Source organism: Tateyamaria sp. (assembly GCF_039940735.1).
Classification (GTDB): Bacteria; Pseudomonadota; Alphaproteobacteria; order Rhodobacterales; family Rhodobacteraceae; genus Tateyamaria.
In genome coordinates this window covers 18,648-38,071 of record NZ_JBDVGB010000004.1, presented here as the reverse complement: position 1 = coordinate 38,071, position 19,424 = coordinate 18,648, and the positions used below count along the sequence as shown (strand labels likewise).

General features: G+C 55.2%; 24 protein-coding genes and 1 tRNA gene. 7 read left to right on the top strand and 18 right to left on the bottom strand.

What is annotated here, in order from left to right; all coding sequences use genetic code 11:
- Window positions 1–137: 137 nt before the first annotated feature.
- From ABJF76_RS00820 to ABJF76_RS00755, 14 genes are all read right to left on the bottom strand, one after another.
- Window positions 138–214, bottom strand: a tRNA-Arg gene (locus tag ABJF76_RS00820).
- A gap of 64 nt (window positions 215–278) precedes the next feature.
- On the bottom strand, window positions 279–1,499 hold the full coding sequence (locus ABJF76_RS00815) for a cysteine desulfurase (protein ID WP_413821561.1): 1,221 nt from the start codon (window positions 1,497–1,499) through the stop codon (window positions 279–281).
- Window positions 1,492–2,097 (bottom strand): Yip1 family protein, encoded by a 606-nt coding sequence (locus ABJF76_RS00810; protein WP_413821560.1) that lies wholly within the window; start codon window positions 2,095–2,097, stop codon window positions 1,492–1,494. Before ABJF76_RS00810 ends, ABJF76_RS00815 begins: the two co-directional genes overlap by 8 nt.
- Window positions 2,094–2,591 carry a YIP1 family protein gene (locus ABJF76_RS00805; protein ID WP_413821559.1) on the bottom strand — a complete coding sequence of 166 codons (498 nt, stop codon included), beginning with the start codon at window positions 2,589–2,591 and terminating at the stop codon, window positions 2,094–2,096. Before ABJF76_RS00805 ends, ABJF76_RS00810 begins: the two co-directional genes overlap by 4 nt.
- A 6-nt stretch (window positions 2,592–2,597) precedes the next feature.
- Window positions 2,598–3,875 (bottom strand): Fe-S cluster assembly protein SufD, encoded by a 1,278-nt coding sequence (gene sufD, locus ABJF76_RS00800; protein ID WP_413821558.1) that lies wholly within the window; start codon window positions 3,873–3,875, stop codon window positions 2,598–2,600.
- On the bottom strand, window positions 3,875–4,630 hold the full coding sequence (sufC, locus tag ABJF76_RS00795) for a Fe-S cluster assembly ATPase SufC (protein WP_413821557.1): 756 nt from the start codon (window positions 4,628–4,630) through the stop codon (window positions 3,875–3,877). The genes sufD and sufC overlap by 1 nt, the downstream gene beginning before the upstream one ends.
- A 39-nt stretch (window positions 4,631–4,669) precedes the next feature.
- On the bottom strand, window positions 4,670–4,984 hold the full coding sequence (locus ABJF76_RS00790) for a heavy metal-binding domain-containing protein (protein ID WP_413821556.1): 315 nt from the start codon (window positions 4,982–4,984) through the stop codon (window positions 4,670–4,672).
- Window positions 4,981–5,184, bottom strand: coding sequence for a hypothetical protein (locus ABJF76_RS00785; protein ID WP_413821555.1), 204 nt, complete (start codon window positions 5,182–5,184; stop codon window positions 4,981–4,983). The genes ABJF76_RS00790 and ABJF76_RS00785 overlap by 4 nt, the downstream gene beginning before the upstream one ends.
- Window positions 5,181–5,462 (bottom strand): hypothetical protein, encoded by a 282-nt coding sequence (locus ABJF76_RS00780; RefSeq protein ID WP_413821554.1) that lies wholly within the window; start codon window positions 5,460–5,462, stop codon window positions 5,181–5,183. Before ABJF76_RS00780 ends, ABJF76_RS00785 begins: the two co-directional genes overlap by 4 nt.
- On the bottom strand, window positions 5,459–5,785 hold the full coding sequence (locus tag ABJF76_RS00775; protein WP_413821553.1) for a GlsB/YeaQ/YmgE family stress response membrane protein: 327 nt from the start codon (window positions 5,783–5,785) through the stop codon (window positions 5,459–5,461). Before ABJF76_RS00775 ends, ABJF76_RS00780 begins: the two co-directional genes overlap by 4 nt.
- Window positions 5,786–5,851: 66 nt before the next feature.
- On the bottom strand, window positions 5,852–6,190 hold the full coding sequence (locus ABJF76_RS00770) for a hypothetical protein (RefSeq protein WP_413821552.1): 339 nt from the start codon (window positions 6,188–6,190) through the stop codon (window positions 5,852–5,854).
- Between the two features lie 3 nt (window positions 6,191–6,193).
- The gene (gene sufB / locus ABJF76_RS00765) at window positions 6,194–7,720 is read right to left on the bottom strand and encodes a Fe-S cluster assembly protein SufB (RefSeq protein WP_413821551.1); all 1,527 of its coding nucleotides are present in this window, start codon (window positions 7,718–7,720) and stop codon (window positions 6,194–6,196) included.
- Window positions 7,721–7,749: 29 nt separating this feature from the next.
- Complete coding sequence (locus ABJF76_RS00760; protein WP_413821550.1) at window positions 7,750–8,940, bottom strand: cysteine desulfurase family protein; 1,191 nt, start codon at window positions 8,938–8,940, stop codon at window positions 7,750–7,752.
- 66 nt (window positions 8,941–9,006) lie between these two features.
- Window positions 9,007–9,468 (bottom strand): Rrf2 family transcriptional regulator, encoded by a 462-nt coding sequence (locus ABJF76_RS00755; protein WP_413821549.1) that lies wholly within the window; start codon window positions 9,466–9,468, stop codon window positions 9,007–9,009.
- 161 nt (window positions 9,469–9,629) lie between these two features.
- On the opposite strand from ABJF76_RS00755, the gene ABJF76_RS00750 reads away from it, so the two are divergent.
- From ABJF76_RS00750 to ABJF76_RS00735, 4 genes are all read left to right on the top strand, one after another.
- The gene (locus tag ABJF76_RS00750; RefSeq protein ID WP_413821548.1) at window positions 9,630–10,283 is read left to right on the top strand and encodes an alpha/beta hydrolase; all 654 of its coding nucleotides are present in this window, start codon (window positions 9,630–9,632) and stop codon (window positions 10,281–10,283) included.
- On the top strand, window positions 10,283–10,522 hold the full coding sequence (locus ABJF76_RS00745) for a hypothetical protein (RefSeq protein ID WP_413821547.1): 240 nt from the start codon (window positions 10,283–10,285) through the stop codon (window positions 10,520–10,522). The genes ABJF76_RS00750 and ABJF76_RS00745 overlap by 1 nt, the downstream gene beginning before the upstream one ends.
- The gene (locus ABJF76_RS00740; protein WP_413821546.1) at window positions 10,519–11,097 is read left to right on the top strand and encodes an HD domain-containing protein; all 579 of its coding nucleotides are present in this window, start codon (window positions 10,519–10,521) and stop codon (window positions 11,095–11,097) included. The genes ABJF76_RS00745 and ABJF76_RS00740 overlap by 4 nt, the downstream gene beginning before the upstream one ends.
- Window positions 11,098–11,213: 116 nt before the next feature.
- Window positions 11,214–12,428, top strand: coding sequence for an NADP-dependent isocitrate dehydrogenase (locus ABJF76_RS00735; RefSeq protein WP_413821545.1), 1,215 nt, complete (start codon window positions 11,214–11,216; stop codon window positions 12,426–12,428).
- 46 nt (window positions 12,429–12,474) lie between these two features.
- Here ABJF76_RS00735 and ABJF76_RS00730 read toward each other — a convergent pair whose 3' ends face one another.
- Together ABJF76_RS00730 and ABJF76_RS00725 are read right to left on the bottom strand one after the other, a co-directional pair.
- Window positions 12,475–13,251, bottom strand: coding sequence for a class II glutamine amidotransferase (locus ABJF76_RS00730; protein ID WP_413821544.1), 777 nt, complete (start codon window positions 13,249–13,251; stop codon window positions 12,475–12,477).
- A 2-nt stretch (window positions 13,252–13,253) separates the two neighbouring features.
- Entirely contained in the window at window positions 13,254–13,460 is a 207-nt protein-coding gene (locus tag ABJF76_RS00725; protein ID WP_413821543.1) for a DUF6356 family protein, read from the bottom strand.
- Window positions 13,461–13,577: 117 nt separating this feature from the next.
- Here ABJF76_RS00725 and ABJF76_RS00720 point away from each other — a divergent pair, with 117 nt between their 5' ends.
- The 3 genes from ABJF76_RS00720 (at window position 13,578) to typA (ending at window position 16,296) form a co-directional block, all read left to right on the top strand.
- Window positions 13,578–14,036, top strand: a complete 459-nt coding sequence (locus ABJF76_RS00720; protein WP_413821542.1) for an Lrp/AsnC family transcriptional regulator — start codon at window positions 13,578–13,580, stop codon at window positions 14,034–14,036.
- A 12-nt stretch (window positions 14,037–14,048) separates the two neighbouring features.
- Window positions 14,049–14,384 (top strand): DMT family transporter, encoded by a 336-nt coding sequence (locus tag ABJF76_RS00715; protein ID WP_413821541.1) that lies wholly within the window; start codon window positions 14,049–14,051, stop codon window positions 14,382–14,384.
- Between the two features lie 94 nt (window positions 14,385–14,478).
- A complete protein-coding gene (typA, locus tag ABJF76_RS00710; RefSeq protein ID WP_413821540.1) occupies window positions 14,479–16,296 on the top strand; it encodes a translational GTPase TypA in 1,818 nt (605 codons plus the stop codon).
- A gap of 61 nt (window positions 16,297–16,357) precedes the next feature.
- On the opposite strand, the gene ABJF76_RS00705 is transcribed toward typA, so the two are convergent.
- Together ABJF76_RS00705 and alaS are read right to left on the bottom strand one after the other, a co-directional pair.
- On the bottom strand, window positions 16,358–16,645 hold the full coding sequence (locus tag ABJF76_RS00705; protein ID WP_413821539.1) for a DUF1330 domain-containing protein: 288 nt from the start codon (window positions 16,643–16,645) through the stop codon (window positions 16,358–16,360).
- A 1-nt stretch (window position 16,646) separates the two neighbouring features.
- Window positions 16,647–19,301: an alanine--tRNA ligase gene (gene alaS / locus ABJF76_RS00700; protein ID WP_413821538.1), complete on the bottom strand. Its 2,655-nt coding sequence runs from the start codon at window positions 19,299–19,301 to the stop codon at window positions 16,647–16,649.
- Window positions 19,302–19,424 lie beyond the last annotated feature (123 nt).

Genomic DNA, 19,424 nt, shown 5'->3' with positions numbered 1-19,424 from the left:
TTTCCGTACCACTCGAGGAACGAATATAGGCTCTTACAAAAGAAACTTAAGACAACCGACAAAACGAGTTAAAGCTAACGATACAGAGAGAAAAAGCCGCCCAAGGCGACCAGACCAAATCGTCGAAAATGTGGTAGTGGCGGACCCTAGAGGATTCGAACCTCTGGCCTCTGCCTTCGGAGGGCAGCGCTCTATCCAGCTGAGCTAAGGGTCCCGCTGATATTGCCTATAGCGGGCGACCCACGTCCCTGCAATTGCAAATGTCGTAACACAAACGCTTAGGCGAATAGATCGTGCGCCAATTCAAGCGCATCGATCAACACATCCACTTCGGCCTTGGTGTTATACATCGCAAAAGACGCACGGCACGTGGCGTTCAGACCTAAATGTTCCATCAATGGCCCCGTGCAATGCTGCCCAGCACGCACCGCGACGCCTTTTTTATCAAGGATCGTGGAAATGTCGTGCGGGTGCCCTGCCCCGTCCATCGTAAAGGAAAAGATCGCGCCTTTGTCTGCGGTCGTGCCTTGCACTTGTATCCAATTCAAGCCAGCAAGGCGTTGGGCCGCATAGTCGCGCAGCGTATTTTCGTGCGCTGCGATGGCCTCCATTCCGTGGCTCATCATGTAGTCAATACCAACGCCAAGCCCAATCATCTGGACGATGCCGGGGGTGCCGGCCTCAAACCGCATGGGACCGTCGTTATAGATCACGCCATCTTTGGCGACCTCTTTGATCATGTCGCCGCCGCCGATGAAGGGCCGCATTTCGGCCATCCGTTCTTTGCGCACATAGATCGCGCCAGATCCGGACGGGCCGTACAGTTTGTGCCCTGTGATCGCATAAAAATCAGCACCAATATCGCGCACATCAACAGGCAAGTGCACCGCCGCTTGCGAGCCATCAACCAGTACCGGTACGCCTTTGGCATGCGCCCCATCGCAGATTGCTTTGACGTCGACTATGGTTCCCAAAACGTTGGACATATGCGTCACGGCCACCAATTTGGTGCGCGGCGTGATCGCGTCGATCACCGCTTGCGGATCAAGCGCGCCTGTCATGTCCACGTCCACCCACTTGAGCACAATGCCCATGCGTTCGCGCAGGAAATGCCAAGGCACAATGTTGGCGTGGTGTTCCATGACGCTTAGGATGATCTCGTCGCCGGCTTGCATGCGTGGCATGGCCCAACCATAGGCGACCATGTTGATGCCTTCGGTGGTGCCGGAGTTAAAGATGATCTCGTCCTCATCCCCCGCATTCAGGAAACGCGCAATCTTGCCACGTACAGATTCGTAGTTGTCAGTGGCAAGGTTGGACAGAAAGTGCAGCCCGCGATGCACGTTGGCATATTCTTCGCCATACGCCTTTGAGATCGCATCAATCACCACCTGCGGTTTTTGTGCAGATGCCCCGTTATCAAGGTAAACCAACGGCTTACCGTTCACTTCGCGCGACAAAATTGGAAAATCTGCGCGGATACGTTCGACGTCATACATGTGTAAGTCCTCCGGCTGAAACGCCCATAAGGGACAGGATCAGCATCAACCCCAAAACCAGGCCCGCCGCCACAGCGATCAGCAACCCGAACGCGCGAAACAAAGAGTCAAAGCGCAAAGCCGCACTTAAGAAGTGTAGGAACAGCCACAGCGCGACAATTTGCAAAACCAAGGCGGCCAGCATTGACAAGGCTGGTGTGATCAAGCCCAGCGCCAAAATGATAAATTGCGCCATCGCCCGCATCGCTTGCAGCCAGATCAGCAGGGCCATCATCTCGCCCAGACTGCCCTGCCCGCCCATGGCGCGCCCGGCCCAGTACAGCGCTTGGATCATCACCACCAACGTGCCTGCAACCAACGCGAAAAAGATCAGCGGACGTTCCAGCAATCCAAGGATCGGCAATGCCGCGCGCAGTTCCGGGTCAACCTCGCCCGTTGCCAAAATCACCGGAGCCGAAGCCAACAGCACATTGATCGCAGCAACGGCAAACAGCGCCATATAAAGCGTGAATCGATCAAGGTTCCAACCCATGATCTTTTGCGCCGTCTCTTTGGGATCGCGCAGCGTATCCAGCGCCAATTCTAGCCAGATATTCATGTCACCAGCCCTCTGATACGTCGCGCAGCCAAAGTGCCCGCAATCCAAAACCACGCGAACACCAAACACCACAGCAAGGCAATTGATTGTAATGCTGGCCCGGGGCCAATCATCCCGGCCGTCAGCCCCAGCAACAAAATGATCGGGCTTGAGGCCAAGAGCGACCAAAACAGCACGGCCCGGATGTCATGACCTGAAGGTGGGCTTGGCACCACACGGTTCACCAACCACACGAATGCAGCAATTACATACATCACCAACGGGAACAGAAAGATCCACAAAAACGCAGACCAATACAGCCGCGCTTGTAACGGCACGGTTTCATCCAAATGCGCCTCGCGGGCTTGATAAGGGGCTTGCGCAACAAAGATCACCGCGCAAGCCGTCAACAGGATGTAAAGTAGCCGATCCTCGCGCGCCTCTCCGTTAAGGATCGCAGACACAACCCGTCCGGGGCCGCGATAGGTCGCGGCAATGTTGCGCGTTAGGGCCATGGATGCTTATCCCCGACGCCGTTCCAGCCAGCCGTGCAAACGGTCAACCAAGACTTCGCGCAACGGCTCGTCTTCGATCTCGTCCACCGCTTCGGCCAAAAAGGCAAGCGTCAGAAGGTCGGTGGCAAGTCCTGCCGGCACACCGCGCGACCGCAGATAAAACAGCGCCTCTTCGTCGATCGCGCCTGAGGTCGAACCGTGCGAACAAATCACGTCATCCGCATAGATTTCCAGTTCGGGTTTGGCGAGGAATTGCGCGTCTTCGTCCAAAAGCAATGATTGGCTGATCTGATACCCATCGGTTTTCTGCGCATCCTTTTTAACAAGAATCTTGCCTTGGAACACGCCAACCGCACCGTTGCGCAGCACTTTTTTGAACACCTGACGGCTTTCGCAGCGCTCAGCGTCGTGGGTGATGAATACGGTATCGTCGTGGTGGAAATCGCCGTCACCGACGCAAGCACCTGCGACATGCGCGATCGCATCATCGCCCGTCAGTTCGATCACACAATCATTGCGCGTCAACCGGCCATTCACCGTCAACGTAAAGGATTTGAACGTGGATTCCGTGCCAAGACGTGCAAAAGTATGCGTTGCGGCAAGTCGTTCGTGATCGCGCCCTTGCGCGCGAATGTGGTGGAAAGACGCGCCATCGGCAATGTCGACCTCCATCACATTGTTAAAGCGCGCGGCAGCAGGTCCGTCTTCGAGAATGGTTAACGACGCACCTGCATCCAGCTTGATCACATGGTGCAGGATCGCGTCCGAAGTACTTTCGCGGTGGTTATAAACCAGATTGATCGGCTTGGGCGCGGCACCTGTCACGTGGATCAGCAGGCCATCGCTGGCAAACGCCGTGTTCAAGGCAGCCAGCGGCCGTTTGACAGGATTTTGCCCTGCGGTTTCCAACACGCCGTATACGCTTGTCGCCCAATGAATATCAGCGTCCGCCGTCGCCAGCCGTTCAATGCTGACATGGTCCAACGCCAAATCGTCCGAGGCCTCGGCATTGAACACACCATCGTCAAAGACAATGCGCAGCGCGTCTGTATCGGCAAACAATGGCGCTTCGTCATGTGCCAACACGGCGGCTTGTGCGCCGACCTGCGTCAGCGCATCGGGACGGGTGAATTTCCAATACTCGTCGCGACGCTGCGGCAATCCGGTGCTGCGCAAACGCGCCAAAGCACCGTTACGCGCCGCGTCAGACCAGCCAGCTTTGGGCAAAGTCAGCTCGGCAATCCGCGCCTCGGTCAGGTCGGTTTGTGGTGCAGGGGCTGCCATTACGCCACCTCTGCCAGAATGTCGGCGTAACCGTTGTTTTCAACTTCTAGTGCCAATTCCGGACCACCCGTTTTCACGATGCGACCATCGGCCATGATGTGCACAACATCCGGTTTGATGTGATCAAGCAGACGCTGATAGTGCGTGATGACCAAGAACCCGCGCCCTTCGGAGCGCAGCGCATTCACGCCGGTTGCAACCAATTTCATGGCATCCACATCCAGACCTGAATCGGTTTCATCCAAAATGCACATCTTTGGTTCAAGCATCGCCATCTGTAGGATTTCATTGCGCTTTTTCTCGCCGCCCGAGAAGCCAACGTTGACGGGACGTTTCAACATGTCCGCATCAATGTGCAATTCCTTGGCCCGCGCACGCACGACTTTCAGGAACTCGCCCGCTGACATTTCTTCTTCGCCGCGCGCTTTGCGCTGCGCGTTAACGGCAGTGCGCAAAAAGGTCATGTTGCCCACGCCAGGGATTTCAACAGGGTACTGAAAGGCCAAAAACAGACCAGCGGCCGCGCGTTCTTCGGGGTCGATGTCAAGCAAATCAACGTCGCCCAACGCAGCAGAACCACCCGTGACCTCGTAGCCGTCCTTGCCGGACAGAACATAAGACAACGTCGATTTTCCCGACCCGTTGGGGCCCATGATGGCGTGCACTTTACCCGCCTCAACCGAAAGGTTCACACCCTTCAGAATTTGCTTGTCTTCTTCTTCCAGCTTTACGTGCAAGTCTTTGATCGTCAGCATTTTTTCTTCCTTAACGTATTGCGCCATTAACGGGCGGCTTTATCCCAAAACGACGGCAGTGCCCGAGACACTGACCATCAACATACTGTCGCCTACCACTTCGTAATCCAGGTCAATGCCAACGACGGCATTGGCCCCGGCAGTGGCGGCGCGTTGTTCCAATTCATACATTGCGGTGTCGCGGGCATCCTGAAGCTTGGATTCATATGCCCCTGAACGCCCATCAATAATATCCGTGATCCCGGCAAAGAAATCGCGCACCACATTGGCACCCATGATCGCCTCGCCCACGACAATGCCTTTGTAGGCCGTGATTTTGTGACCCTCAACGGAAGGCGTTGTGGTCATAATCATGCGAAACCTCCGATAACGTAATTCACTAACATCGCCATGACCAAAGCGATCACAGCCGCCGCAAGGGCTGTCAGAACGATCGAGCCCCCCAGCAACCACTGTTCAGCGCCGCGACGGCGACGCGCAAACAGGCCGATGCAGACGCCGATAAAGGTGCCGATGCCGATGCCTGCGGATTTGATGGCAAGGAATGCGATCATGTGTCTTCACCTTCTCCGTCTACGACGTGGCCGTAAAAATGCGCCGCTGCCTTTTGCACTGCAACAGCGACGCCGATGCACATGACCAACAGAAAAAACCACACCCAAAAGGACGTGACCGCAGCAGGATGCGTCATGCTTGCAACGACAAAGCCCACGATAAACACGATGACAAAGACCAAACCGCCTTCGCGTGTGCCATCGGCATCCGACATCACAGGGCGCTTGATCTTTCGCCGCTCTGCCGGGTCATCATCTGGAAATAAGGCGTGGTTCATTTTTCACGCGCCTTGATATCTGCAAGGGCTTGGCGGACCTCTTCTTCGGTGCGGGAATTGCCCTGTGCATATTCATCCTTGCTAGACGACCGGGCGACACGCGCAGCCAAAAGCCCATAAACAACCGCACCACAGATGAAGCCGACAAATGAAAATTCCACCCGCCAGTTCGGGGCAACAAGCCCCCCGAGATAGGCAAACGCAAACGCACCCAAAATCCCAAGGATCAAGACACCATATAATCCGCCGGCCTGTTTTTGCGCCCAACGATCCCGAGGCCCCTTTTCGGCGTGCCTTTCAGTATGCGAACTGAAATCATCCATCGCGCATCACCATCCATGTATTTCGATGGTCCATGTTCAAACGCAAACTGATATCTGAGGCGTCGTTCATTTTTCTTGCCTCTCGATGTCTGCAAGGGCCTGACGGACCTCTTCTTCTGTACGGGACTTACCCTGAGAATATTCATCAGGTTGGTCGAGTTTGAACATAAAAATAGCCACTGTGCCGGCGCCGAAACTCATCGCCCCGCCGACAGCAAAGGCCAATAACAAGTCCGGTGCGAGTATTATGCTCAGCAACGCGCCAAAAAACGCACCGCAAATTATGGCCAAGAACATGCGGCCCGCGACACTCGCTTTCGGGCTGCGCGCAGGCGTGGCTGCGGCATCCGCTTTGGGATGCGCAAACGTGCGCCCGACCATGCTGTTGTCCTCAATGCCCGCCATGGACTAGCCCACCGAACCTTCCAGAGAAATCGCCACAAGTGCTTGCGCCTCCATAGCAAATTCCATCGGCAATGCTTGCAACACGTCCTTACAGAACCCGTTGACGACCAAGGCCACCGCCTCTTCCTCGTCCATCCCGCGCGAACGGCAATAGAACAGCTGATCGTCGTCCACTTTGGATGTGGTCGCTTCGTGTTCGACACGGCTGCTGTTATTCTTGACCTCGATGTACGGCACCGTATGCGCCCCGCAATTACCACCAATCAGCAGGCTGTCGCACTGTGTATAGTTGCGCGAGTTTTTCGCCTTGGGGTGCATAGACACAAGGCCGCGATAAGTGTTTTGCGCTTTGCCCGCACTGATGCCCTTGGACACAATCCGCGACTTGGTGTTTTTGCCCAAGTGGATCATCTTGGTGCCCGTGTCGGCCTGCTGCATATTGTTGGCAATAGCGATCGAATAGAACTCGCCTTGGCTTTCATTGCCGCGCAAGATGCAGGACGGGTATTTCCACGTCACAGCGGATCCGGTTTCGACCTGCGTCCACATCACCTTGGCACGATCACCACGGCAATCGGCGCGCTTGGTCACAAAGTTATAGATGCCGCCCTTGCCGTCTTCGTCGCCGGGATACCAGTTTTGAACGGTCGAATATTTCACCTCGGCATCTTCTTCGATGATGATTTCAACGACGGCCGCGTGCAACTGCGCGATGTCACGCTGCGGCGCTGTGCAGCCTTCAAGGTAGGAAACATAGCTGCCTTTGTCGGCGATGATCAGGGTGCGTTCAAATTGACCCGTGTTCTCTGCGTTGATGCGAAAATAGGTCGACAATTCCATCGGGCAACGCACACCCGGCGGGATGTAAACAAACGAACCATCTGAAAACACAGCACTATTCAGCGTGGCATAATAGTTGTCTGATACAGGCACGACTGACCCAAGGTATTTCTTAACCAACTCAGGGTGATCCTTGATCGCCTCAGAGATTGAGCAAAAGATCACGCCGGCCTTTTTCAGTTCTGCTTTAAACGTCGTACCCACAGACACAGAATCAAACACCGCATCCACAGCGACTTTGCGCGGTGCATCGGTTAAATCTTCGGCCCCCTCGACGCCCGCCAAAATCATCTGCTCTTTCAGCGGAATGCCAAGTTTGGCGTATGTTTCCAAAAGCTTGGGGTCGACCTCGTCCAGTGACTTGGGCTTGACCTCCATCGATTTGGGGCGGGCATAGTAATACTGATCCTGAAAATCGATTTCAGGATAATCGACCATCGCCCAATCGGGTTCTTCCTTTTGCAACCAGCGCTCGTAAGCGGCCAAACGCCACTCAAGCATCCACTCAGGTTCTTCGTTTTTCTCAGAGATCAGTTTGACAATGTCTGGCGACAAGCCCTTAGGCGCGTATTCCATTTCGATGTCTGTGGACCAGCCGTGTTTGTACGCTCCACCGACCTCGCGCACCGCATCAACCGTCTCTTGGTCGACGCCTTCTTTGACTTGTACATCGTCTACAACATTGTCCATTTCAGACATTCCTCTCGTTGCGATCAGCCTTACGCCGCCCGCGCCTCGTGTTTTTTCAACTTTTGCGCCCAAATATCGGCAAAGCGCATCACATCATCTTCTGTCGTCTCAAGCCCAAGCGAAACGCGCACCGCATCGCCTGCCACGTCCCCCAAACCCATCGCCTTCAGCACACGACTGGCTTTGACCTTGCCGGACGAACAGGCAGAGCCCGCCGAAATCGCAAACCCCGCCAGATCCATTTGCATCACTTGCGTTTCGCCCTTCCAACCGGGCGTGGCAAAGCAAGATGTGTTCGGCAGACGACGCGACTCCTTCCCGACAAAAATAGTCGTATTTGAAGCAGCCTCAAGAGCACTTTCTAGAATATTTCTAAGTTTCTCGATTTTGTCCCATTTACCTGCCTCGACATCAGCCTGCGCCGCCGCGGCTGCGGCGCCAAATCCGGCGATTCCAACAACGTTTTCAGTACCAGATCGCCGCCCCATTTCCTGCCCGCCACCGCGCAACATGGGTTCAGGGTCATCGGCCGTGAAATTGATCAACGCACCAACGCCTTTCGGGCCGCCCAGCTTGTGAGCGGATAGGATTGCATAAGAAGGGCGTTTGTCGGCGTCGTATTCAATCGCCATTTTCCCCGCCAACTGAGTTATATCGCTAACCACCGCAAAAGGGATCGTTCCCGCGATGAGGGCGTTCACCTTGGTGTCAGATGGAATTTTGCCAAAAACGATCCCGGTTTCACTGTTTGCTGCCGACATAGCCACAAGAGCTTGATCCGTGCGATCTGCCGACCACTGCTTTTCTACGGGCTGCATCACCCAGTCCGCCATAGCGAAAAGACCCTTTGCGCCGCCCCCCTCCATGGCCCCATCCGGACCATACGGCGCGGGTAAATCGACATCACTCCAGATGGCAAGACAATCATGTTCCGTGCCAAACGCAGCAAATCGCCCACCATGCCGATCCTTCTGCGCCACAGCCAAAGCAGCCGCCTCAGTCGCAGACCCCGTAAACACAACCTGCGTCGACAAACACCCCACCAACGCCGCCACCTGCGCACGCGCACGCTCAACCACCATCTTGGCGCTACGCCCCTCGGCGTGCACCGAAGACGGATTGCCCACCAAATCCATGGCAGCCAACATCGCATCGCGCGCTTCACCCCGCAAAGGCGTCGTCGCATTATGATCTAAATAGACCCGGTTCACCTGATCCATCTTTCATCTTGCAAAATAAACTCCGGGGGAGCCGCGCATGCGGCGGGGGCTGGCCCCCATTCAACATCACCCTTCATCGACAACAGCCATCAAGTTCGGAACAGCCGGACACGGGGCAAGTTCATTGTCGATCACATCCGACAACCGCGTCTGATGTAAAAACACATAAACATGCGCCGACAGCCCTTCCCACAAGCGATTGTTCAATGACTGTGCCTTAGACCCCGACGCCGCACCCGACGCCCCGGCCCCTTTGTGCATCGCGTCAACCTTTTCATCGACGGCCGCCAAAATGTCTGACACCCGAATATCTGACGGCGAGCGTGTCAATCGATAGCCGCCACCCGGCCCGCGCACTGATGCGACCAATTCGGCCCGCCGCAATTTCACGAACAACTGCTCAAGATAAGGCAGCGAAATGTCTTGGCGTGCCGCAATATCACCCAAACTGACCAAGTTGTCAGAAGGCTGTAGCGCGATATCACTCAGCGCCACCATCGCGTAACGCCCTTTAGTCGACAGTTTCATAAAAACGCCCCCGATTGACGCCACCGCCCGAAGGCCATACATGCTTTTGCACCGCGACGGCAATCGCCCCGCCACAGGAATTAGAACCGTTCTAAGGTGTCCGATCAAATTCGTCAAGAATTCGGATAACCCAAAAGACGAAAAGCAGGACAGAGACACACATGCCCGAGGTCATTTTTCCCGGACCCGAAGGCCGCCTCGAAGGCCGCTATCACCCCCAAAAAGAACGTGACGCACCGATTGCGATCGTGTTGCACCCGCACCCGCAGTTTGGCGGAACAATGAACCACAAAGTGGTTCACGCGCTGCACTATGCGTTCTTTAACATGGGCTTTACCGTTCTGCGGTTTAACTTCCGCGGCGTTGGACGCTCTCAGGGCGAATATGATCAGGGCATCGGCGAATTGTCTGATGCCGCGTCCGCGCTCGATTATTTGCAATCGATGAACAACAACTCCAAACATTGCTGGGTTGCTGGTTTTTCGTTTGGTGCTTGGATCGGCATGCAACTGTTGATGCGTCGCCCTGAAATCACTGGGTTCATCAGCGTTTCGCCGCCGGCGAATATGTATGACTTTTCCTTCCTTGCCCCCTGCCCGTCTTCGGGTTTGATGATCAACGGCACAGCTGACCGCGTCGCACCTCCGGCCGACACTGTCGGGCTGGTCAACAAACTGCACGAGCAAAAAGGCATCACCATTACTCATACCGAAGTCGAAGGTGCCGGCCACTTCTTTGAGCAACCGCACATGGATACGCTGATCGGACACACCACCGATTACGTTAAACGCCGCCTCACCGAGACGTCGCGCTAATGGCTGATCCAGCGGTCATCGAAATGGCCAACAAACTGGCTGAAGAATGCCTCGCGGTTCAAGGCCAAGTGGGTGATGACCGTTTGTTCATGGCTGTGGGCGACGTGCTTGGCGCGTCCTCACAAACCTTGGAAGAAGCATTTTTGACAGCCGTTCGCACGCGCATGGCCAATGATGCAGGCCGTCGCTTTTTAGCGCAAAAACTAAAGGCCCATCAGGCGGCGAACCCACCCGCGTGAGCCGTCTAGATCAGCAAATCGCGTTTCTGAACGAAGCGGACAAGCTGAAATCGATCCTGCGCGCCACCACGCTGGCCGACAACAGCCGCGCTGAAAACAGTGCGGAACATTCGTGGCATTTGACGCTTTATGCGCTGGTCCTTTCGGACCAAGCGGGCCCTGATGTTGACATCAATCTGGTCATCAAAATGCTGATCCTGCATGATCTGGTTGAAATCGATGCAGGCGACAATCCTATCTTTGGCGATGTGGATGTAGCCGCGATGGAAGCCCAAGAAAAGATCGCGGCGGATCGTATCTTTGGCCTGCTTCCCGACGACATTGCCGGATCCCTGCGCCCGATCTGGGAAGAATTCGAAGCTGCTGAAACGCCGTCAGCGCAATTCGCCAAGGCGCTTGATCGCTTTCAGCCCCCCATGTTGAACCTTGCGTCGGGCGGCGGCAGTTGGACAGATTACAACGTCACCGAAGACATGATCGCAGCCCGCGTCGGCACCAAGATCGCACGCGGCGCACCGGGGCTTTGGGAATATGCGCGTGCTCGAATTAAGGCTTTTTTTGCAGGCATTGGCTAAAAGCTGCTGAATAAAGGCGCCGCAATTTCGGCATACCGTCGTATACCGCTTCCCAAAACGTCTCAGACACGCTAAGCGCGTGCCAACATGACACCCAGCCCAAAAAGGATGCTGCCATGACCAAGATCAAGGTGGAGAACCCCATCGTCGAAATGGACGGTGATGAAATGACCCGGATTATCTGGGATTTTATCAAGAAAAAGCTGATCCTGCCGTATCTTGATATTGACCTGCTGTATTACGATCTTGGTATGGAAAGCCGCGATGCGACCGATGACCAAATCACCATCGATGCCGCTGAAAAGACACTGGAAATCGGTGTCGCTGTCAAATGTGCGACCATCACCCCAGACGAAGGTCGGGTTGAAGAGTTCGGCCTTAAAAAGATGTGGAAGTCGCCCAACGGCACAATCCGCAACATTCTGGGCGGCACGATTTTTCGCGAACCGATCATCTGCAAAAACGTACCCCGCCTTGTGCCCGGTTGGACGCAGCCCATCGTGATCGGACGTCACGCATATGGTGATCAATACAAAGCCAGCGACATGAAGTTCCCCGGACCGGGCAAACTTAGCATGAAGTTCGTCGGCGAAGATGGCACCGTGATGGAAGAAGAGGTGTTCGACGCGCCTTCATCCGGCGTCTACATGGGCATGTACAACCTTGATAAGTCTATCGAAGATTTCGCGCGCGCGTCTTTTGAATATGGCCTCAAACGCAACTTCCCTGTCTATCTGTCCACTAAAAACACGATCCTAAAACAGTATGACGGCCAGTTCATGCTGACGTTCCAGCGCATCTTTGATGACGAATATAAAGCCAAGTTTGACGAAGCCGGTCTTGAATATCAGCACCGCCTGATCGACGACATGGTGGCGTCAGCCATGAAATGGTCCGGTGGCTATGTCTGGGCCTGTAAAAACTACGACGGTGATGTGCAATCTGACACGGTTGCGCAGGGCTTTGGCTCGCTCGGTTTGATGACAAGCCAACTGATGACGCCCGATGGCAAAATCGTTGAATCCGAAGCCGCGCACGGGACTGTCACGCGCCACTATCGCCAACACCAAAAAGGCGAACAGACTTCCACCAACTCGATCGCGTCGATCTTTGCGTGGACCGGCGGCCTCAAGCACCGCGCCAAGTTGGACAGCAACGCTGCCCTAACGAACTTTGCCGAAACGCTGGAACGCGTGATCGTTGACACCGTTGAAAGCGGTTTCATGACCAAAGACCTCGCGCTGCTGGTCGGGCCGGATCAAAGCTGGCTGACCACCATGGGTTTCCTCGAAAAGATCGACGAAAACCTGAACAAAGCACTGGCCGGGTAACCTCGGTTACATGTGACCAAATCGGCGGGCCCTGTGCCCGCCGTTTTTATTCCGGGGCAAAGGGTTCGATTTTGCAGTCTTCGCCGTCAAAGGTGCAAAAGCTGCCTGACGGTACTTCTTGCCAGTCTTCGTCCTGATTGTAGGGTTCGCTGACCACAGACCAGCCCTTGGATGCCGCACTCCAACGGTAATATAAGGACGGCGCATTCGGGTCGTTCGCATAGCGCGCAGCAAAGAGCCGCTTGCCATCTGACATCGCGACCGTCATGCGCACCAGCGGATCCGTCCCTTCGGCCTCGCGCCCCATGGCGATCATCGCCCCCGTGGCACGTTGCAACCCACCACGTGGATCCGTTTTTAACCCCATACCTAGGGCAATCAAAAACATCGCCTCGCTGTCAGTCGCCCCTTTGCGACTTGCATAAAGCGCATCGGGAATTGCCATGTCAGCCGCTTTACGAAAGCGTTCATAACCACCAATCTGCCCATTGTGCATAAATGACCAGTCTTCGCTCACAAAGGGATGGCAGTTGTTGCGGCTGATCGCGGTCCCGGTTGAGGCACGCACATGCGCCAGAAACAGACCTGATCGCACCTGCTGAGTGAGCGAGGCAAGGTTCGCATCCGACCACGCAGGATACACATCGCGGTAGTGCCCCGGTTCGCTTCGGTGATCATACCATGCCAGCCCAAAGCCATCGGCATTGATGGTTGAAATGCTTTGTTCAGCGGCACTTGCCTGCTGGATCAATGAATTGCATGGGCTTGTGACCTCGTCCGATAGAAAGACGGGTGCGCCCAGATATGCTCCCCAACGACACATTATTAATGCCCCCGGTTTTGCATGTCTGCATTCATTTCAGCGATCAAGTTGCCAGCGGTCTTTTCAAACAGGCTGGGAATGATGGCGTGCACAGTGGCCGCCCCAGCGGCCGCAAACAGTCGCAATGCAAAACGCCCAGCAAAGACGGCATGTGCGCCGTAGCTTTCGTTAACGCTGTGTGGGTGCGTCAGGAAAATCTGTTTTAACATGTCGTTCTCCGATCATTGTTTGTGCATCCAACCTAAGGGCATTGGTTTGGGATACGATCTTTATTTCAACATCCCATCCGGCTTGTGATGGGATGAAATACCGCATATTCCGGTAAAATGGAAAAATTAGACAATCAAGACGCCAAAATTCTGCGTGAATTGCAACGAGATGCGTCTTTGTCTTTGGATCAACTGGCAGATGCGATCGGACTGTCACGCAACGCGTGCTGGCGGCGTGTGCGGGCCATGGACGAGGCCGGGATCATCACGGGGCGCGTTGCGTTGGTTGATCCTAGCGCGGTTGGTCTGGGGTTAATGGTGTTCATGCAAGTCCGCACCCACAGCCATGACCCGGATTGGCAAACCAAATTCCGAACCGCAACACAAACGATTTCAGGCATCCTAAGCGTGTATCGCATGACGGGCGATTTGGATTATCTGATCCGCGCGCGGGTGGCGGATATGGCGGGGTATGACGCGCTTTATCAGCAGCTGATCCACCTTGTGCCTATCGCGGATGTGTCGGCTAGCTTTGTGATGGAAGAAATCAAGGACACCACAGCCCTGCCGCTTTGAAAGGATTTCCACATGCCTGCGCATTACATCTATCTCATTATCGCGGTGATCGCTGAAACCATCGGGACAACAGCGTTACAAGCCAGTGATCAATTCACGCGGGTTTGGCCATCGGTTCTGGTGGTGATCGCCTATGGGTTTGCATTCTACTTTCTTGGCATCGCGTTGAAATACATCCCGGTCGGCATTGCATATGCGCTGTGGTCAGGGTTGGGCATCGTTTTGATTGCGCTGATTGGGTTTGCGGTATTTGGGCAAGTGTTGGACATTGCCGCTCTTGTTGGGTTGAGCATGATTATCGGCGGAATTGTGGTCATTCAGATGTTCTCGAGCAGCGCAACGCACTAAAGGCGCAACAGACCTTTCTTTCTGCGTCGCAGCGCTATATGGCCCGTCCAAACGCTCGGATTCTCCGGGATTTGTACGTATAAAGAGGCCCGAAATGGATCTGCGCAACATCGCTATCATCGCTCACGTTGACCACGGCAAAACCACGCTGGTGGACGAGCTGCTGAAACAGTCGGGCACCTACCGCGAAAACCAAGCCACGACCGAACGGGCGATGGACAGCAACGACCTTGAGCGAGAGCGCGGCATCACCATCTTTGCCAAGCCCACATCTGTGGAATGGAAGGGCACGCGCATCAACATCGTCGACACCCCTGGCCACGCCGATTTCGGGGGTGAGGTCGAACGCATCCTGTCCATGGTCGACGGGGTTGTCTTGCTGGTTGATGCCGCCGAAGGGCCGATGCCACAGACAAAATTTGTGACCTCCAAAGCGTTGAAGCTGGGCCTGCGCCCTATCGTTGTGGTGAACAAAGTCGACAAGCCCGATGGCGAACCTGATCGTGCGCTGGACGAGTGCTTTGATTTGTTTGCAAACTTGGATGCAACGGACGAGCAACTGGATTTCCCAACCATGTATGCCTCTGGGCGTTCAGGCTGGGCGGATCACGAATTGGATGGCAAACGCAATGGTCTCGATGCGCTGTTTGACCTGATCCTTGATCACGTCCCTGCCCCGGCGCAGGTTACTGAAACCGACAAGCCGTTTACCATGTTGGCGACCACCCTTGGCGGTGATCCGTTCCTTGGCCGTCTGCTGACGGGCCGCGTTGAAAGTGGTACGTTGAAAGCGGGTCAGACGATCAAAGCGATGTCGCGCGACGGCACGCTGATCGAAAATTTCCGCTGCACCAAGATCCTTGCCTTTCGTGGCCTGGATCAAACCGCCATCGACGTGGCCGAAGCTGGCGACATCGTATCCATCGCAGGCATGAACAAAGCCACCGTGGCTGACACATTGGCGGACCAAGCTGTGGTCGATGCCATCCCTGCGCAGCCCATTGATCCGCCGACTATTACGGTAACTTTTGGCATCAACGATTCACCTCTGGCCGGCCGTGACGGCAAAAAAGTGCAATCGCGGGTGATCCGCGACCGTTTGTTGAAGGAAGCCGAATCCAACGTCGCGATCAAAATTTCTGACACGCCCGGCGGCGACGCCTTTGAAGTCGCGGGACGTGGCGAATTGCAGATGGGCGTGTTGATCGAAAACATGCGCCGCGAAGGATTTGAGCTGTCGATTTCGCGCCCTCAGGTGCTGTTTCAAGACATCGATGGCGTGCGCCATGAACCGATTGAAGAAGCCACAATCGACGTGGACGACGAATATTCCGGCGCGGTGATCGAAAAGATCACGGGCGTGCGTAAAGGTGAGTTGGTCGAGATGAAACCAGCGGGTGCGGGTAAAACGCGCATCGTCGCGCATGTGCCATCACGTGGCCTGATCGGGTATCATGGCGAGTTCCTGACCGACACGCGCGGTACAGGCGTTTTGAACCGAGTGTTCCACGCTTGGGCACCGCACAAGGGTGCCATTCCCGGACGCCGTGCAGGTGTATTGATTTCCATGGAAAATGGTCAGTCTGTCGCCTTTGCCCTATGGAACCTCGAAGAGCGCGGCCGCATGTTTATCGGTGCACAAGCCGACGTTTACACTGGCATGATCATTGGCGAGCACAGCCGCAACAACGATCTGGAAGTGAACCCGCTGAAGGGTAAAAAGCTGACCAACGTGCGCGCAAGCGGCACGGACGAAGCTGTCCGACTGACCACGCCGATCACATTGTCACTGGAAGAGGCGATTGCCTATATCGACGATGATGAATTGGTCGAAGTGACGCCCAATGCGATCCGTTTGCGCAAGCGCTATTTGGACCCGCATGAGCGTAAGCGGATGTCTAAAGCTGGTTGATACGGTCGGCACTGGGGGCCAGCCCCCAGACCCCCGAGGTATTTAAGACCCAAAGATGGGTTTAGTCGGTCGTTTCGACAATCATCAGTTCGCGCTCAGACGCGCCTCGCGCATATTCAAGGGCCGCTTGATAGGTCGCTGAATGGTAGCATTTTTCCGCCGTTTCGACGTCTGGAAACTTAGCGACCACATTGCGCGGGCGATCTTTACCTTCGAGCTGCACATAACGCCCGCCGCGCGCGATGAATTCACCGCCATGTTCAGCGATTGCCGCTGTCGCGCCAACAGCGTATTTTTTGTAGGCCTCTTCGTCGGTTACTGTAACGTGTGCGATCCAAAGTGCTGGCATCTTATCCTCCCAAAACTGCTTTGGCGGCCGTAATGGCGCCGTCTGCATTGCTAATGTCTTTTGCGCCGCCCTGCGCCAAATCAGGTCGGCCTCCGCCACCTTTACCGCCAAGTTCAGCGACGGCTGCTTTGACCAAATCGACGGCACTGATGGCTGATGATTTATCATCGCTAACCCCGGCGGCCACGGCAACCTTACCATCGCTTTCGGCGATCAAAAGAATGGCACCGCTGCCAAGGCGTTGTTTATGTTCATCGATTAGGGAAGGAAGGTCTTTTCCCGTGACCCCATTCAATACTTGCGCCAGAAAGGCAGTACCGTTGACGATTTCAGCCTCAGGAGCGGCCTGCCCGCCACCGGACATCGCGAGTTCGCGACGCAATTGCGCCACTTCGTTGGTCAACGCTTTGCGTTCGTCCAATAAGGTTTTCACGCGGGCAGGAACGTCTTGGCTTTGAGTTTTGAGATCATTCGCAACTTGGTTCAACAGGACCTCCTGCGCGCGCAGATAGTCCATCGCGGCCTGGCCCGTGAGCGCCTCTATTCTGCGCACGCCTGCACTTGACGCGCTGTCGCCCAAAACCACGAACGCGCCGATATCCCCGGTTTGACGCACATGGGTGCCACCACAAAGTTCCAAAGAATAGGTATCGCCGCCCGCGCCTTTGCCCGAACCAGTTGCACGCCCCATCGACACGACGCGCACTTCGTCACCATATTTTTCACCAAACAAGGCCTGAGCGCCAAGGGCACGTGCGTCGTCAGGTGTCATGATACGCGTTTCAACAGCGCCGTTTTGGCGGATATAAGCGTTCACATCGGTTTCAACCTGCGCAATGTCCGTCAGGCTGAGCGCTTTTCCATGGCTAAAGTCGAACCGCAACCGGTCCGGCGCGTTTAGCGAACCGCGCTGTGCCACATGATCGCCCAAGGCATCGCGCAATGCTTCGTGCAGCAAGTGCGTCGCCGAGTGATTGGCGCGGATAGCGCTGCGGCGCGCGTGGTTAACTTCAAGAACGGCGGCTTCCCCATTGGAAAGACTGCCTTTTGTAATCTTTGCTATGTGGATGAATACACCAGCAGTCTTGCGCGTATCCGTCACCTCGGCTGTGCCATTTTCGGTTCGAATGACGCCTTTATCACCGACCTGCCCGCCGCTTTCGGCGTAGAATGGCGATTGGTTGAGAGCGATGTGCACTTCAGTGCCTTCGCTGACCTTGTCAGCCAAAGCGCCCTCGACAACCAAACCCACAATCTGCCCCTCGGCCGTTTCCGTATCGTAGCCCAAGAAATCCGTCGGCCCTGATGCTTCGGCCACATCGAACCACACGGTGGCATCGGCAGCTTCGCCAGAACCGGACCAAGCGGCGCGCGCCTTGGCTTTTTGTTCGGCCATAGCAGCGTCAAAACCGTCGGTATCTACCCCGCGTCCCTGCTCTCGCAATGCATCTTGCGTCAAATCTAGAGGAAAGCCGAAAGTGTCATACAGCTTAAAGGCAGCATCACCGGGCAAATCGACGCCGTCAGCCAAATTGCTCACTTCGTCCTCGAGCAATTTCAAACCCCGGTCCAGCGTTTGCTTAAAGCGCGTTTCTTCGGCTTCCAACGTCTCAGTGATCAGCGCTTGGGCTTGGCCAAGTTCCGGATAGGCCGCGCCCATTTGGCGAACAAGGGCAGGCACAAGGCGATGCATCACCGGGTCTTTGGCGCCAAGCAAATGCGCGTGACGCATGGCGCGGCGCATGATCCGGCGCAGCACATAACCACGGCCATCATTGGAAGGCATCACCCCATCAGCAATGAGAAAAGAGGTCGACCGCAAATGGTCCGCAATCACCCGATGGTGTACATTCTGATCGCCGTATGGATCGACGTTGGTCGCATCCGCCGACGCCTCAATCAGCGATTTGAAAAGGTCGGTATCATAGTTATCGTGACTGCCTTGCAAAAGCGCGCCAATGCGTTCCAAACCCATGCCCGTGTCGATCGATTGCATAGACAGATCAATCATCGACCCATCTTCGAACTGTTCGTTTTGCATGAAAACGATATTCCAGATTTCGATAAACCTGTCGCCGTCTTCCTCGGGGCTGCCGGGAGGACCGCCCCAAATGTGGTCACCATGATCATAGAAAATTTCAGTACAGGGGCCGCACGGACCCGTCGGGCCCATCTGCCAAAAGTTGTCAGAGGTGGCGATGCGGATAATACGTTCTTCCGGAACACCCAGTTTTTTCCAGATGTTATAGGCTTCGTCATCTGTGTGATAAACAGTGACGGTCAGGCGGTCTTTGGGGATGCCAAATTCTTGTGTGATCAGATTCCATGCGAAAGGGATCGCTTCGGTTTTGAAATAATCACCAAAGCTAAAGTTCCCGAGCATTTCAAAAAACGTGTGGTGACGTGCCGTATAGCCGACATTATCCAAGTCGTTATGTTTGCCGCCAGCGCGCACACATTTTTGGGAACTTGTTGCGCGTTGGTAGTCACGCTTTTCCAGCCCGGTGAACAGGTTTTTAAACTGAACCATCCCTGAATTGACAAACATCAAAGTAGGATCGTTGCGTGGCACAAGCGGGCTAGACGGAACGATCGCATGCCCTTGTTTTTCAAAGTAATTCAGGAAAGTCGATCGAATGTCGTTGAGCGATTGCATGGCTTTATTTCCGGGCGAATTAAGGATCACACTGACATAACGTTGCAGGCGCGTACTGTCCATAAACGAAACGGGGGGCCGCAATCGCGGCACCCCGTTATAAAAAATTCGAACTGAACCCAC

Bases quoted from the DNA above. Each gene is read 5' to 3' on its own strand.
- ABJF76_RS00815 (WP_413821561.1), bottom strand. From the start codon at position 1,499: ATGTATGACGTCGAACGTATCCGCGCAGATTTTCCAATTTTGTCGCGC.
- ABJF76_RS00810 (WP_413821560.1), bottom strand. From the start codon at position 2,097: ATGAATATCTGGCTAGAATTGGCGCTGGATACGCTGCGCGATCCCAAA.
- ABJF76_RS00805 (WP_413821559.1), bottom strand. From the start codon at position 2,591: ATGGCCCTAACGCGCAACATTGCCGCGACCTATCGCGGCCCCGGACGG.
- sufD (WP_413821558.1), bottom strand. From the start codon at position 3,875: ATGGCAGCCCCTGCACCACAAACCGACCTGACCGAGGCGCGGATTGCC.
- sufC (WP_413821557.1), bottom strand. From the start codon at position 4,630: ATGCTGACGATCAAAGACTTGCACGTAAAGCTGGAAGAAGAAGACAAG.
- ABJF76_RS00790 (WP_413821556.1), bottom strand. From the start codon at position 4,984: ATGATTATGACCACAACGCCTTCCGTTGAGGGTCACAAAATCACGGCC.
- ABJF76_RS00785 (WP_413821555.1), bottom strand. From the start codon at position 5,184: ATGATCGCATTCCTTGCCATCAAATCCGCAGGCATCGGCATCGGCACC.
- ABJF76_RS00780 (WP_413821554.1), bottom strand. From the start codon at position 5,462: ATGAACCACGCCTTATTTCCAGATGATGACCCGGCAGAGCGGCGAAAG.
- ABJF76_RS00775 (WP_413821553.1), bottom strand. From the start codon at position 5,785: ATGGATGATTTCAGTTCGCATACTGAAAGGCACGCCGAAAAGGGGCCT.
- ABJF76_RS00770 (WP_413821552.1), bottom strand. From the start codon at position 6,190: ATGGCGGGCATTGAGGACAACAGCATGGTCGGGCGCACGTTTGCGCAT.
- sufB (WP_413821551.1), bottom strand. From the start codon at position 7,720: ATGGACAATGTTGTAGACGATGTACAAGTCAAAGAAGGCGTCGACCAA.
- ABJF76_RS00760 (WP_413821550.1), bottom strand. From the start codon at position 8,940: ATGGATCAGGTGAACCGGGTCTATTTAGATCATAATGCGACGACGCCT.
- ABJF76_RS00755 (WP_413821549.1), bottom strand. From the start codon at position 9,468: ATGAAACTGTCGACTAAAGGGCGTTACGCGATGGTGGCGCTGAGTGAT.
- ABJF76_RS00750 (WP_413821548.1), top strand. From the start codon at position 9,630: ATGCCCGAGGTCATTTTTCCCGGACCCGAAGGCCGCCTCGAAGGCCGC.
- ABJF76_RS00745 (WP_413821547.1), top strand. From the start codon at position 10,283: ATGGCTGATCCAGCGGTCATCGAAATGGCCAACAAACTGGCTGAAGAA.
- ABJF76_RS00735 (WP_413821545.1), top strand. From the start codon at position 11,214: ATGACCAAGATCAAGGTGGAGAACCCCATCGTCGAAATGGACGGTGAT.
- ABJF76_RS00730 (WP_413821544.1), bottom strand. From the start codon at position 13,251: ATGTGTCGTTGGGGAGCATATCTGGGCGCACCCGTCTTTCTATCGGAC.
- ABJF76_RS00725 (WP_413821543.1), bottom strand. From the start codon at position 13,460: ATGTTAAAACAGATTTTCCTGACGCACCCACACAGCGTTAACGAAAGC.
- ABJF76_RS00720 (WP_413821542.1), top strand. From the start codon at position 13,578: ATGGAAAAATTAGACAATCAAGACGCCAAAATTCTGCGTGAATTGCAA.
- ABJF76_RS00715 (WP_413821541.1), top strand. From the start codon at position 14,049: ATGCCTGCGCATTACATCTATCTCATTATCGCGGTGATCGCTGAAACC.
- typA (WP_413821540.1), top strand. From the start codon at position 14,479: ATGGATCTGCGCAACATCGCTATCATCGCTCACGTTGACCACGGCAAA.
- ABJF76_RS00705 (WP_413821539.1), bottom strand. From the start codon at position 16,645: ATGCCAGCACTTTGGATCGCACACGTTACAGTAACCGACGAAGAGGCC.
- alaS (WP_413821538.1), bottom strand. From the start codon at position 19,301: ATGCAATCGCTCAACGACATTCGATCGACTTTCCTGAATTACTTTGAA.